Source organism: Paenibacillus sp. 453mf, from assembly GCF_900116105.1.
Lineage (GTDB): Bacteria > Bacillota > Bacilli > Paenibacillales > Paenibacillaceae > Paenibacillus > Paenibacillus provencensis.
In genome coordinates, this window is sequence record NZ_FPAC01000001.1 from 2,173,135 (window position 1) to 2,187,191 (window position 14,057).

The 14,057-nt window shown below is 44.9% G+C and carries 11 protein-coding genes, 1 pseudogene and 1 riboswitch; of the genes and pseudogenes, 3 read left to right on the forward strand and 9 right to left on the reverse strand.

What is annotated here, in order from left to right; translation table 11 throughout:
* From BM415_RS25535 to BM415_RS10245, 5 genes and pseudogenes are all read right to left on the reverse strand, one after another.
* Window positions 1–989 (reverse strand): annotated as a pseudogene (locus BM415_RS25535) (hypothetical protein); the annotation flags it as partial.
* Between the two features lie 144 nt (window positions 990–1,133).
* The gene (locus tag BM415_RS10230) at window positions 1,134–1,883 is read right to left on the reverse strand and encodes an SDR family NAD(P)-dependent oxidoreductase (protein WP_091157525.1); all 750 of its coding nucleotides are present in this window, start codon (window positions 1,881–1,883) and stop codon (window positions 1,134–1,136) included.
* Between the two features lie 282 nt (window positions 1,884–2,165).
* The gene (locus BM415_RS10235) at window positions 2,166–2,558 is read right to left on the reverse strand and encodes a DUF2500 domain-containing protein (RefSeq protein ID WP_091157528.1); all 393 of its coding nucleotides are present in this window, start codon (window positions 2,556–2,558) and stop codon (window positions 2,166–2,168) included.
* A 116-nt stretch (window positions 2,559–2,674) separates the two neighbouring features.
* Window positions 2,675–3,940, reverse strand: coding sequence for a YCF48-related protein (locus BM415_RS10240; RefSeq protein WP_091157530.1), 1,266 nt, complete (start codon window positions 3,938–3,940; stop codon window positions 2,675–2,677).
* Window positions 3,941–4,112: 172 nt separating this feature from the next.
* A complete protein-coding gene (locus tag BM415_RS10245; RefSeq protein WP_091157533.1) occupies window positions 4,113–5,498 on the reverse strand; it encodes an amino acid permease in 1,386 nt (461 codons plus the stop codon).
* Between the two features lie 291 nt (window positions 5,499–5,789).
* Window positions 5,790–5,948, forward strand: a riboswitch (FMN riboswitch).
* 146 nt (window positions 5,949–6,094) lie between these two features.
* On the opposite strand from BM415_RS10245, the gene BM415_RS10250 reads away from it, so the two are divergent.
* The 3 genes from BM415_RS10250 to BM415_RS10260 all read left to right on the forward strand — a co-directional run bounded on the left by BM415_RS10250 (window position 6,095) and on the right by BM415_RS10260 (window position 9,484).
* Window positions 6,095–7,054 carry a DMT family transporter gene (locus BM415_RS10250; RefSeq protein WP_091157535.1) on the forward strand — a complete coding sequence of 320 codons (960 nt, stop codon included), beginning with the start codon at window positions 6,095–6,097 and terminating at the stop codon, window positions 7,052–7,054.
* Window positions 7,055–7,273: 219 nt separating this feature from the next.
* Window positions 7,274–8,767, forward strand: coding sequence for an amidase (locus BM415_RS10255; protein WP_091157538.1), 1,494 nt, complete (start codon window positions 7,274–7,276; stop codon window positions 8,765–8,767).
* Between the two features lie 6 nt (window positions 8,768–8,773).
* Entirely contained in the window at window positions 8,774–9,484 is a 711-nt protein-coding gene (locus tag BM415_RS10260; protein ID WP_091157539.1) for a 4'-phosphopantetheinyl transferase family protein, read from the forward strand.
* An 86-nt stretch (window positions 9,485–9,570) separates the two neighbouring features.
* On the opposite strand, the gene BM415_RS10265 is transcribed toward BM415_RS10260, so the two are convergent.
* From BM415_RS10265 to BM415_RS10280, 4 genes are all read right to left on the reverse strand, one after another.
* The gene (locus BM415_RS10265; protein ID WP_091157542.1) at window positions 9,571–10,818 is read right to left on the reverse strand and encodes an MDR family MFS transporter; all 1,248 of its coding nucleotides are present in this window, start codon (window positions 10,816–10,818) and stop codon (window positions 9,571–9,573) included.
* A 236-nt stretch (window positions 10,819–11,054) separates the two neighbouring features.
* Window positions 11,055–11,948, reverse strand: coding sequence for an aldo/keto reductase (locus BM415_RS10270; protein WP_091157545.1), 894 nt, complete (start codon window positions 11,946–11,948; stop codon window positions 11,055–11,057).
* Between the two features lie 184 nt (window positions 11,949–12,132).
* Window positions 12,133–13,395 carry a DUF4179 domain-containing protein gene (locus tag BM415_RS10275; RefSeq protein WP_091157548.1) on the reverse strand — a complete coding sequence of 421 codons (1,263 nt, stop codon included), beginning with the start codon at window positions 13,393–13,395 and terminating at the stop codon, window positions 12,133–12,135.
* Entirely contained in the window at window positions 13,368–13,907 is a 540-nt protein-coding gene (locus BM415_RS10280) for a sigma-70 family RNA polymerase sigma factor (RefSeq protein ID WP_091157553.1), read from the reverse strand. Before BM415_RS10280 ends, BM415_RS10275 begins: the two co-directional genes overlap by 28 nt.
* Window positions 13,908–14,057: the final 150 nt, after the last annotated feature.

The following is a 14,057-nucleotide window of genomic DNA, read 5'->3' on the forward strand; positions in this document are numbered from 1 at the left end:
GGTTCTGGCGTTGGCTCAGGTTCTGGCGTTGGCTCTGGATCCGGTGTTTGCTCTGGATCCGGTGTTGGCTCTGGATCCGGTGTTGGCTCTGGTTCTGTACCGTTTTCGCTAAGGTTGGACCAGTACACATAATCATGCACCGCTACGCCTGCAAAATTGCGGTATTCCTGCAGAGATATAGACACCTCGTTAAGTACGGCTTCCATTTCTTCTGGTGACTTGCCTGCGAAGGAGGTGTACTCTTCTCCTGGCATCGGTTTCGTGTTAACAGCAACTACGATCTTCGCGTCATACGATTCCGACCATTCCATCTCTTCCTCAATCACATGAGAAATGCTGTCGTCACCTGTTGCTTTATCACGATAAGCCATTAAAGTGATTTGATCAAACTCGTTCATGAACCATTGAATTAGCGGCATATCTGTTTCTGGTACTTCATATTGGTCATACCAAAAAGGCAAATCAATGGCCCTGATAAGGGAAGCATCCTGATTAACAACGTCCAAAAACAGCTCAAGATTAGATAGATAGGACTGAATTATTGACTCGCTATCCTCGTCCCAACCATTCAGAACATACGGTTCGATATCCAGATGAATACCTGCAAATCGTTCCGATTCCTCAGATACAGCATTGTAATCAACAACCCAGTTAGCAAATTGAAGCAGCCGTTCTCTTCCACCTTCTGTCGCCCAATAAGGATGGCCGGCGAGTGCATCAACCTTGATTCCTTGCTCCTGGGCGTTTCGTACGAAAGTCTGGTACATTTCCTCTGGCTGATTCATATCAATTCTTAAGTAAATATGATCAATATTTTGATTGTCGGCATATTCAAGTACTTCTTGGCCGCCATCTGCGATGGTCTCTGCCTGCCATAACCATGTTGCCGTTGCCCGCGTGGATGGATTTGTCGATTCAAAAGCGGTCATTAATATAACACTTATGAATAAGACAAACCATAACAAACCGCGGGAATGATTGCGTTTCATATCCTCCCTCCAATTCTCCTCTCTTTTTTGAACCAACGTTATTATAGCAGTGGACAATAGTAAAAGAATGAGCCCAGGTGCTCAACTTGGACTCATTCTTCTGTATTCGGTCTTATGCCTGATTATTCAATTACAGTCCCAGGTTTAGGGCTCATATATCATTTTTCTTGTCATGCCGCCATCAATGACCAGGTTCTCCCCCGTTACAAAATCATTGTCTGGTGCCGTTAAATACAAACAAGCTCTTGCAATATCCTCTGGCTTGCCGACTCTTCCCGATGGATGCTGCACATGATCTATTTCTCTAAGTTCACTATAGTCCCCTGTTTCAATCCATCCTGGACTGATACTATTGACCCGAATCCGTTTATCTGCAAGAGAAACAGCCATCGCATGAGTAAGTGCAACAATTGCTCCTTTGGAAGCAGCATAGGCTTCAGAGTTCGGCTCGGACATCGTTGCCCTCGTTGAGGCCATATTAACTACAGCTCCGCCGTGTTCATTATCTCCCATATATTTTGCCGCTTCTCTTGTTGTTAAGAAACAGCTGCGGACATTGGTATTCATGACGTCATCCCATTCATTCAGAGACAATTCAAGCGGAGACTTCCAAATACCATAACCCGCATTATTAATGAGGACATCGATTCTCCCGTAATCCTCCACGACAGTATTCATTAAATGTACAATTGCTTCTTCAGACCTAACATCACAGGCGATAAATATGGCAGTTTCACCCTTTTGACGAATGGCAGCGGCTGTAGCAGCTCCTTTTTCCTCGTTGTGATCGGTAAGGACAACCTTAGCTCCTTGCTCAGCGTACGCTTCGGCTATACCTTTACCAATACCTTGCGCTGCGCCTGTGACGATGACAACATAGTCTTTGAATTTCATGATACCTCTCCTTACGACTATAGATTGAGCAATTTTACTCTAATGTCTTTATACTACACAATTGAGGTTATTACATTGCATAAATCCGAATCAATTTCATAAATCATTAAAATGGTGAATTTGAAACTATATATACACATGATTTAAGCAGCTAAAGGTATTATGAAATTGATTCCCCCAACAAAAATAATTAATCGACTATGTCTTGTTTGAAACGGTTTAACTCAACTAGAAACCGAAAACAAAAACCGCCCATTGAATGGACGGATGGTTAATCAAATTCTACCCTCGAACACGTTCGGTATATACCCTGTTATAGCGCTTAAATCCAAGATATCTAGTTCCTTGAAAAGTAAGCTGGCCCTCATCGCCTTCAGAGCATAGACCATATTCATCTCCACCGACCTTGAACTCAATCCGATCGCCGCTGTCCACTTCAAACGTAATAAAGTAGTTCGTTCGAGTACTCTGCCCCTCGTTTTGACTCTGCTGCGATACCTGAATCCTTCTTCCTGTAATCCGTGAAGGGACAGTCAATACCGGCTGCTTATTGTTCCGTCCCCATGCAAGGAGCTCTTTTCCCAGGGTCAATGCGATAATACCGAGAATCACGACAAATACTGCCGGGAATACCGTTCCGAAAAAATCAAACATCCAGAAAGATTCAAATCCCATGCCGTCTCCTCCCGTCCTCTGATTATTGTCTGTAAATAACCGACTACTTGTTTATGTATATGCTGTAGGGCGGTCAACTTGTCAGTTAGGGGAAGAAATACTTCATGGGATTAATTTTAAAGGACATTCCAGCTTGTCCCGCCATCCATTGTCTGCATTAATATCGATTTTTTCTCACTTGCATTCTCAAGCAGCACCCATCCCACTTTAGGGCTTACGAACTGCAGCTTGACAACCTCTGGATAATCTACAAGCTTCTCTGATAAAACTTCACTTACAGGCAATACGTCCCAATCCTCACCTTGATTTATCGTATGATAAACATAAGACCCCTGCAGTGCCCAGCCTTCAGACTCACTGAGAAAAGTAGGATACAAATCCTTGTTCACACCGCTCTGTGAAGGCAGGTTAAACTGGATATGCTCCCAAACGGAGCCTCCATCTGTCGTAAACAAACCGCTGTACTGTACACCGCTGCCTTCCGCACAGCCTAGTGGAAGATACATCTGCTGATGATCTGTATTCAAACTCTCTATTTCGCCTAGAGAATAAGAAGAACAGGATTCGTACAAAGCTGATGACCTGTTGAAATAGGACTCGTTAATAGACCAGGCCTTCCCTGCATTCTTGGTTAAATAGATCTTTGGAGCACCAAGCTCAAGTACGGATACGACACCACGATCACCACTCATGAACTGCATACCCTCGGCATATCCGCGATGAGGTATTGCGTGATCCGTTTGTTGAAGCGGTGAGCTAGTCATCACTTCAGACCAATTCATCCCGCCATCCAGCGTCGAGAATATTTTTTTCTCCTCTTTGCCGGTACCCGCATTGTCACTTGTCATTAAGAACCCTTCTTTGGCCGAGGCAAAATGAAGCGCGGTTACCTTCTGAGTTTCCTCGAGCGAAGATATCATCCAGCTCTCACCGCCGTCACTCGTGCGTAGTACCACATTGTCGGTTCCGTCAGTCCCGGAACGCACAATCCAGCCATTCATGCCGTCAAGGAAAAATATGTCTTCTCCATAAACCGGATTTGTCGCAAATTTTACATTAGATGATGGAGAAATGTTAGTCCATGTCTCCCCATTGTCACGGGTATAGTATAAACGCAGTTCGCTTCTCGTTACTCCCCAAGCTAGACCGCCATAACCATGGATTAATTGAAAGTCCGTTAATCGTGTCTGAATTTGATACTTGTTCACTTCAGCTACTTCATAATTGCTCGGTTCAATAAGCGTAATCGTCTGGCCATCCTCCAGCTGCTCTTCCTTTACAACTACAGGCTGAGCCTCCTCGGGTTCCGAAGATGTACAAGCCGTAAGCGCCAGAGTGAGCATGAGTATACATGCTAGAGCCCGCTTTGTCGTTTCTCGCATGCTATTCCACCTCTTTGTGCCTTGTTAAGGGCTGTCCTCTAAGTTAGACATTATAGCATACTTTGTTTTGAAGGAGAGTCAAAACTGTTACCTGTTCCTGTTTATTCTGTAACAACATTCGCCCTTCTGATATTAACCAGAAGGGCGAATGTTTATTTTCCTATTCAAGTTACTACTTCCTGGTTTGCTTGTCTCCAAGCTCACTGTGACGGTATCCATAGAAGAAATAAATACATAGACCGATGAGAATCCACACGGCAAATCCACCCCAAGTTGAGCCGTCCAGCTGAAGCATCAGCAGCACACAGAATGCTGCACTCAGCAAAGGAAGAAACGGCACCCATGGCACAGAAAATCCTCGTTTAAGATCTGGCCTGGACTTGCGCAGACCAATAACACCTAATGATACGACGGCAAAAGCGAACAGTGTTCCAATAATTGTCAAGCTGGCAAGCTGCTCCAGCGGCAGCAATCCACACAGCAGTGCAATAATGATACCAACCATCCATGTACTGCGGACAGGGGTGTGTCTTTTCTCATCTACTTTGGATAAGAACTTGGGCAGCAGTCCATCCCGGGAAATCGCGAACAAGAGCCTGGTCTGACTAAACAAAAGAACGAGCAGCACCGTTGTAATTCCGACGATCGCTCCAATCGAAATAAGCCCTGCCACAAAGTCTTGTCCTACAAAGCGGAGTGCAAAAGCTACAGGATCTGCAACCCCAAGATTCGTAAAAGGTACCATCCCCGTCAGGACAACGGCGACAAGTGAATACATAATCATACATACAATAAGAGATCCAATGATGCCAATGGGGAGATTACGCTGCGGGTTTTTGACTTCTTCTGCTGCTGTGGCCACCGCATCGAATCCAATATAGGCAAAAAACACAACTGCCGCTCCGCTCATCACCCCTGTAAAACCAAATGGCATGTATGGAGTCCAATTGTCGGGCTTAACATAAAATGCACCGACCAGAATGAAAATGATGATGACTGCAATTTTGACGAAAACCATCATTGCATTAAATCTTGCCGTTTCTCTCGCTCCCTGGGTGAGCAATAAACAAATAGCCAATATGATGAGAACGGCCGGCAAATCTATGATTTGTCCCTGCGACAAATTAAAAGCACCAGATATAGCGGTAGGAAGATGTATACCGAAGCCTTCCAGCAGCCCTTGTACATACGCAGACCAACCGCTTGCCACCGATGCGGCAGCAACACCATACTCTAATACCAGTGTCCAGCCCATTAACCATCCGATCACTTCACCGAATGCAGCATAGCTGTAAGCATAGGCACTTCCGGATACTGTAACCGTGGAAGCCAGTTCAGAATAACACAACGCTGCCAGAATACAGACGATGGCCGCAATAACGAAGGATATCATTAGTGCGGGTCCAGCATGTTCTGCAGCTGCTTGTCCGGTAATTACAAAAATACCGGTACCAATAATTGCACCGACCCCAAGCGATATGAGATCCAGCGCCCCAAGCGTCTTCTTGAGGCCTGTTCCCTTGTTCAGGTCAAAATGCTTCTTACGAAATAAATCCATAAACTCACTCCTAGATGAATGTTGCAACGCTTTAGTGCAATTAAGCACAAACAATTATTATGTTAAAGTTAGTATGGGTTGTCAACTTTAATCATCGAATTAGAATCATTTGGCTCATGCCTTGCTAACAGATTGCCCTAGCTAGAATTTTACCCAGAAACAAGAAAAAAGTTGGTTGGTATTACCTGCGAAAAAAAGTATTGCTACGATAGCGCTTACTATATTATTATGTCTGAGTAGGTTACAACTAATTATCTGCTTACTATTTTATACTATCTTAACAAATGAATATTGGATCTTCGGGGTAGGGTGAAAATCCCAATCGGCGGTGACGTTCATGCAAATGAAGAACGAAGCCCGCGACTCGCGTGCTCAGCATTCCTTGAGCACGCGACTGACTTGGTGTAATTCCAAGGCCGACGGTTATAGTCCGGATGAGAGAAGATCACTGATTACATGCTGTTGTTATAATGAGACGCATGTTTATTTGATCACCCCTGTTGAAAGTGCATGGTTATATGTGCACAATCACTGGGGTTTTTTTGACAATCTGAAGATACCATATTCAAATTCTCACTTACGAAGGAGTTTGGATTATGGAACACACGAACAAAAAAGCATCACCTGCGGCGGGCTCAACCGGCTTCTGGCTCGTCGCACTCGGAGCAGCACTATGGGGTATTGGACCCCTGTTCCGTATTCATCTATTGGACTACATGACCTCGACGCAAGTGGTGCTGATTGAGCACCTCCTTGTCTGTCTCGTTGCTGTACCGATTCTATGGATAAACCGATCTGAATTAAAAAGTCTGCGTTTGAAGCATTTATTCGCACTGCTTGTCATATCCTGGGGCGGTTCTGCACTAGCTACCATTATTTTTACGATGGCCTTGTCGAGCGGTGATCTAAATGCGGTTGTGCTGCTGCAAAAAATGCAGCCGATCTTTGCCATACTGCTCGCAAAGCTGATTCTTAAGGAGACGCTGCCCAAACGATTCGGCTTCTTCTTTACCATCGCAATCCTGGGAACGTATTTGCTTACCTTCGGATTTACAGTCCCTTTTGGATCGAATAATGAATGGATTAAGGTAGGAAGCCTTCTATCTCTACTCGCTGCAGCATTATGGGGTGGATCTACGGTGATGGGACGCTTGCTTCTTGGCCAGGCGCAGTACAAGACGGTGACCTCTCTTCGATATGTACTCGCGCTGCCGTTGCTCCTCGTCATGACCTGGTTAGAAGGAGCAGCGATGAATCTTCCCCAGGCAGGAGCTGCACTGACGAGTATCGGAGTTAACTTGCTGGCACAAGCTTTGCTGCCCGGGCTGCTGAGTCTGCTATTGTACTATAAAGGATTGTCTTCTACCAAAGCATCGATGGCTACCCTTGCCGAGCTCAGCTTCCCGATGATGGGTGTGCTCGTGAACTGGATCGCTTTTGGACAGTTGGTCACTCCTGCTCAGCTCATTGGTTTCGTGCTTATTTGGACATCTTTGTTTATATTCGCGCGTCAGCAGCAACAGAGTAGCGAGCAGCTGGTCTCACACACGACATGAGAAACGATGGAATCAATTTTAGGTGGAAGTTTCACCGATGAGGATATAACGAGTTGGAAAGAGGTTAAAGCTTGACTATATAATTAGAGTCATATTAATGTGTCGCTGTCCATTTGGACGGCGATTTTTTTATATTTGCAGGTTTTCACTTTCCCTCCTACCAGACGGAATTATGCGTTATGATAGAGAGAACGATTAGAAAGGATGATCAATAAGCCTATGACTTCTTTTCCTTATACATCTTATGACGCAGTAGGACTCGCACAGCTGATCAGAGATAAACAAATCTCTCCAGTAGAGCTTGTATCTGCTGCCATTGAAAAAATCAATCAGTTGAATCCTAAGCTTAATGCCGTGGTCCGTACTCGCTACGAAGCTGCACTGCAAGAAGCGCGCGAGGTAAATACAATGGCCCAGCCTTTTGCAGGTGTTCCCATCTTGTTAAAAGACATTTCACAAGCGATCGCCGGCGAGCCTCTTACATCCGGTTCCAAATTATTTGCTGAACACAAGCCACTCTACGATTCTCATTACGTAGCCAAGCTTCGGAGAGCCGGGTTTATTCCGATTGGACACACGAACACCCCGGAATTTGGTCTCAAGAATATTACCGAGCCTAGACTACACGGCCCTTCAAGAAACCCTTGGAATACAGACCACTCTCCCGGCGGCTCCAGTGGAGGATCGGCTTCAGCCGTTGCCTCCGGTATGATACCTGTCGCCGGAGCAAGTGATGGCGGCGGTTCGATTCGTATCCCCGCTTCCTTCAGCGGGCTGTTCGGATTAAAGCCAACACGTGGACGGACTCCCGTCGGACCGGGAGTTGGTCGGCAGTGGCAGGGTGCTTCCATTGATTTTGCCTTATCAAGAACGGTGCGGGACAGTGCGGCACTCCTCGATGTACTGCAGGTGCTTCAGAACGAAGCTGCCTTCCAGGTACCGCTTTACCCGGGAAGATACTTGGAAGACATGTACTTAACGATTGAACGGAAATACCGAATTGCCTATACGATGGATTCTCCAGTAGGCACGCCTGTCAGTGAGGATGCCAAGGAGGCAGTGCTCAAGGTCGTCAAATACTTGGAATCCGAAGGACATATCGTTGAAGAAAAACAAAGTCCGGTAAACGGCGTTCATCTCATGGAGAATTATTACATGATGAACAGCGGTGAGATGGCCGCCATGGTACTGAAGATGGAGCGCGGGCTTGGAAGAGCCATTACTGCTGAAGACATTGAAATCGAAGGCTGGGTGCTCCTCGAGGCAGGAAGAAAATTATCAGCAGCTGAATTTGTACATAGTCTTGCAGAGTGGGACGTTGCTGCAGCACAAATGGCCGCCATTTTTGATCGATATGACTTCTATATTACACCTACAAATGCTTATCCGGCTCCGCAGATTGGTGAACTGACGCCTGGGCCAGAGAAGATTCAGCAGCTGCTTAGGGTTAGTGAGTTATCTAAAGACAAACAGCAAGAGCTCATCTATGACATGTTCGAGCCTAGCTTAAAGTATACGCCGTTTACACAGCTTGCGAATTTGACAGGTACACCTGCGATGAGTCTCCCTCTTCATCTTAGTAAGTCCGGGCTGCCCATGGGCGTGCAATTCATGTCTGCTAAAGGAAGAGAGCATGAGATGCTCCAGCTGGCGCACCTGCTTGAGAATACAGATTTGTGGATTACTCCATTCACATCCGGAGGTGAGCATTAAACACCAATGGACATTCTTGGGGTCAGATTGCATACCGCCATTGAGCAGCCCATTGATGTGAATCAATGTATAGAAGCTCTGCCGTTCGATCAGCAAATGAAGATCCGCAGGTTCAGACGTTATGCTGACCAATTAAGATCTCTATGCGGAGAGCTGCTGATTCAGAGCTACGCAGTCGAACATTGGAAGCTGCCCCGCAATAAGATGGACAGGCAAACGAATCGCTTCGGCAAACCCGAATTCGTTCATTATCCAATGTATCACTACAATATCTCTCACTCAGGTTCCTGGGTGGTAGCTGCTTTTGATCAACGCCCTGTCGGCATTGACATTGAGGAGATAAATGACGTGGATTTGTCCCTGGCAGATCGATTCTTCACTCGGAACGAGGGGGAGCTGCTGCGAAACCAGGCAGCATCAGAGCAGAAGCAGCTATTCTATAAACTGTGGACGCTTAAAGAAAGCTATGTGAAAGCGAATGGTGCCGGACTTTCAATCCCCCTTGATTCTTTCGAATTTCGCATAGCCAGTCCGGGAGAAATTACATTCTCCAGCTTACACGAGGTGGTGGAAGAAAACTGGTCGTTTAGAAGTTACGATATCGATCCCGACTATTCGCTCGCCGTTTGCAGCCGATCCGGGAATGCTCCGGAATCTATAGAACTAATAGACTTACATCAGCTTTTGGCGGGTCATACGGTGCTCCGAGGCAAGTAGTGAAACATAAAATAACGACAGCAGGGCGGTTGCCCTGCTGTCGTTATTTGGGTTGAAAATATAAATGAACATGAACATCCTTCCTATCAGCTAGCAGCAGGCGTCTGTTTGTCGGCCGGCTGATCGATATTCAGATCACGCATTTTCCAATGAGCGAGTAACAAGAATGGAATGCCACATGCCGTCATTAAAGCCAAAGGTAAAAATATCATCAGAGGTTGTTCTGCAGATAACGAGGTCAATAACCACCCTCCAATGACCGGGGCGAGTACATTTCCCATATTGTTGAAGCCGATCATGCCGAAATAGGTGCCTCGCAGCTCAGGTTTAGCGATTCTGTCTACCAATAGATCCATCAGGGTAAACATCAACACTTCTCCAATAGTAAAAATAATGACGCCAAGCATCATCGTCCATCTAGATTCAAACAAGCCGAATACAAGTAAACTGCTGGCCACAAAGGCATTTCCGACAATTAAAGAAACCGCAGGAGGAAAGTTCCTGAACCATCTTACCAGCGGATACTGCACGATCAGAACCACCACTGCATTCATGGACAGCATATAAGTGAACATTTCGGCTCCATTCCCAAAGCTCGGACTGAGTTCAAGATATTGCGGGAGTGTTGAGCTAAAGTGTCCATATCCTAGCACACAGAATATAGAACCTACTAACACATACATAAAGGTACGATCACGGCTAGTCACTGCAAAAGCTCCCTTTAGAGATACGGACTGTGCAGTGGTAGCACGACCAAGGTTAATATCACTTCTTCTTCCGAACTGGAATATAAGAACCAGCCCATATAATATGTATACAAATCCCGCGGCTATGAATGGGGCCCCGCTCTGCGACGTTCCAAACTGCAAACCGAGCAAAGGACCGATCACGACACCGACATTGATTGCCGCATACCTCAAATTAAAGATTAACAGCCTGTTCTTCGGATCTGTAATATCCGACAGCATCGCTCGCGAGGTTGGCTCGAATACAGCTCGACACAGCCCATTTAATGCGTTCATAACAAAAAACATCCAGATCTGATTGGCCATGGCAAAGCCGATAAATACAAGTGCCCAGCTAAAAATCGAGAATAACAATACTTTTTTACGTCCAATTCGATCCGATATGTATCCCCCATAAAAACTGGCAAATACGCCGATCAGCGAGCTGACAGCGACAACCATACCTGCCTCCGCTGGACTTGCTCCCATCGATTTAATGAGATAGATCGACAGAAAAGGAATGCTCATCGATGTGGCCATTCTTCCGAACATCGTTCCAACAATAATGGTCCAGGCGAGCGGGTGAATCTGTTTTAAATGACTGTTCATAATGCCTCCATCTGTCTCTGCTAATAAGTAAGTTAGTACATATCATTTCAGCTTAATCGCTATCTGTCAATACATGTAAACACTCACTCAATTGGCAGGACGGACGAAAGAAAATAGATACCTGCATGCTTTACTATTATGAATTTTTCATATATTGCAATAATCTTATTCAAGTTAATTGCCATAAAAAAACCTTAGGATATATGTTCATCCTAAGGTTCTGATCAAATACATCATTATGTTCTTCCTGTCCAGTCATCTGATGCGATTTCTCTCCAGCGGTCACGGATCACCTCATAATCTTCCTTGGCAAGTAACCGTTCTCTTAACAGGTCCGCGTTCTCCTGCCAACGATTTGGCTTCTTGGTACCTACAATCGCCGTATCTACACCCGGCACGGATAAAGTGAAACCAAGCGCCTTGGCAATAACCTCCTCATTGCTCTCACCTAGGAATCCGTAGTTCAAGTCCCGTAACCGATTCCAATACACAAATGGATAAGCCGTTTCTTCAAGCGTATCATAAGTCCAGGCCACGTTGGCTAGCGGACGCTTCGCCGTCACACCCATTCCCCGCTTCCGCGCTTCAGGAATGGTCAGGTCAATGGCCTCTTGGTCCGCTATATTCACAGATGTTTCAAGACTATCGAACACACCGGTTTGAACAGCGTATAATGCATCCTTACTATCTCCACTGTAGCCAATAAATCTTGTTTTACCTGCTTCCTTGGCCCGGTTCAATACCTCAATGACAGAGCCTTCCCGAAGCACTTCTTCCGAACAGCTGTGCAAATGAATCATATCCACATATTCCGTGTTCAGTCTTCTCAAGCTGCGGTCTATCGAATTGGACAGCATGACCGGATCCCAATCTGGTTGATTATATCCGGAAGCATGTCCACATTTGGTGAACAGATACACATCCTCTCTTTTGGGACCAAGCACCTGTCCAATTAATTCCTCACTATTTCCATAACATTCCGCAGTGTCGATCACATTCAATCCGGCTTCGATCGCACTTCCAAGCAGCCGATCCACCTCTGGCTTCGATATGCCGGACCCGATTTCCGACCCGCCGAATCCAAGCACGCTGACTTTCATTCCTGTGTTTCCATAAGAGCGCTGTTCCATAATTATAGCCTCCTTGGGTAAAAGTCAATTTCATAAAGTATCTATCATGTTCGTATTACCACCTCATAAAAAAGCGAAACAATAGATGAGCCGGGTCCATATTTTCTCTCGCATACTAAGCTTCATCCTCAGCTATGCCGGATATCAAATATATGCCAGATCATTTATTAACTAGCTCTTCAAACTATTGCTTTAAATCAACGCTAACCTCGAGACCCTCTAGGTAGTTCGTATTGAATTTGTAAGTGCTAATATAGATGGGATCTATGTCACTCACATTGGAGAAAGTAAGCTGATACTTATTCGTGCCATCAATACGAGTCGCTGTATCGTTCTCATGATATTGAACCCCTTTACTATCTTCGAGCCAAATCCGATCAAGTTGTTCGAATATGCGATACCCTTCAGCTTCATAAGTCAGTGTCAGCTTGTTGTGTTCCTTGGTCTGATCCAGAATCGTCAGAGATCCTGCCTTCCCTTGATCAATGGTTATTGGCTTCCCTTTCCACTCACCCCTAATTTTTGAACTAGGATTTAACATGTAAGGTTTGATGAATATCTTATTAGGAATCATCTCGAAAGGCTCAAAATAAGCTTTAAAATGGTTTTTATCCTTGTATCCGCCTCCACCTGAACTTATTGGTTGTAAAACGCGTCCTTGATCGTCATACACATGGAAATCCCAAAATAATGTTGTTGACTTCGGTAGACTGAAAGAGATTTCAGTGGTGGTTGGGTATAAAGTAACAGCATCATAATCAACTTGAAACACTTCATTATCATCCCACGTTTTGGTTTGTCCGATTGTATAGGTTTGATATTCACCTTCTTGAACGATGGGGATATTGGCGTATGTAATAGTTTCATCTGTAGACATAAGTCCGAGCACGAAGGACTCTGGCAATGAATGCTCATCTCCCCTGACATCTATACTAATTGTCCCTGCATACATACCATTATCGAGCTTCTCATAGGATATGTTCCCACCATAATCTTCTATCCTCTTACCATCAATCGTAAACATGATATCTTCTGTAAATGCCCACGGATCACGATCATTCGAAGGTACAGTCCAGCCCAGGTTAATTTTAGAACCATCATACAGACTCTCCGTGAATGTGATTTCTTGGTCATTGATTTTAACTTTCTGACCAAGCTCCGTTGTAAGCTGAAGCTCGCTGCCTCTCTTTACATCCACTCCGCCGACTAATTCAAATACTGACTTAAGCAATGGAAGAGATTTAAGGGATTCCGCAAAGCTTGGAGATAAAGAGGACATGCCTATGGTGATGAGCAGTATTGCCGCTGTTAAGATGCCATAACGTTGCTTTAATAATCGACTACGCTCTCTCTTTAATCCTTTAAGAGTCAGGTTTACACGATCTTCGATCGTTTCAGGCATAGCTCCGTTTACCTGCTTCATGATTTCCTGCTCCCATTTTTCCATTCTAACTCCTCCTGTTCTCCCCAGAGTGACCGGGCATTTTCACGAGCACGGCGCAGCCATGTTTTTATGGTGTTTTCCGGTTTTTCATAAATATCAGCTAAATCCTTAATCGAAATATCCTCAATGTGATACAGCTTTAGTAGTCGGCCCTCCTCTTCAGGCAGCGTCGCCAGCAATTGTTCTAGCTCCACTCTTTCATATCCTTTCTCACTGGTAGAAGGGAATGTTAGTTCATTGAAATCAATTACGTTTTTGTTTCGCCTGTGGATTTGATTACATTCATTGATAACGATTCGTAGCAGCCATGTTTTAAAATAACTGGGCTCTCTCAAGCTCTTTAGTTTGGAAAAAGCCTTTAAAATTGCTTCTTGAATGGCATCTGCACAATCAGCATCGCTGGCTAGTAATGTTCTTGCTACCTGATACATTGTAACTTTGTGAGCACTTATCAAGTGTTCAAATGATCTAAGGTTACCTCGTTGGGCCTTTTTCACTTCCTTTGCAACGTCCATAACTTCCCCCCTTTCAACTCGTATGTTAGATGCAAGAGAATGTCAATCAGGTTTCAACTATTTAAAATTTTTTATGTTAAGTGAAAGTAAAAAAGCAGCGAATCATAAAGGCTGCTTTTCTGCAAATCTATGATAAATCCTATCACCAAC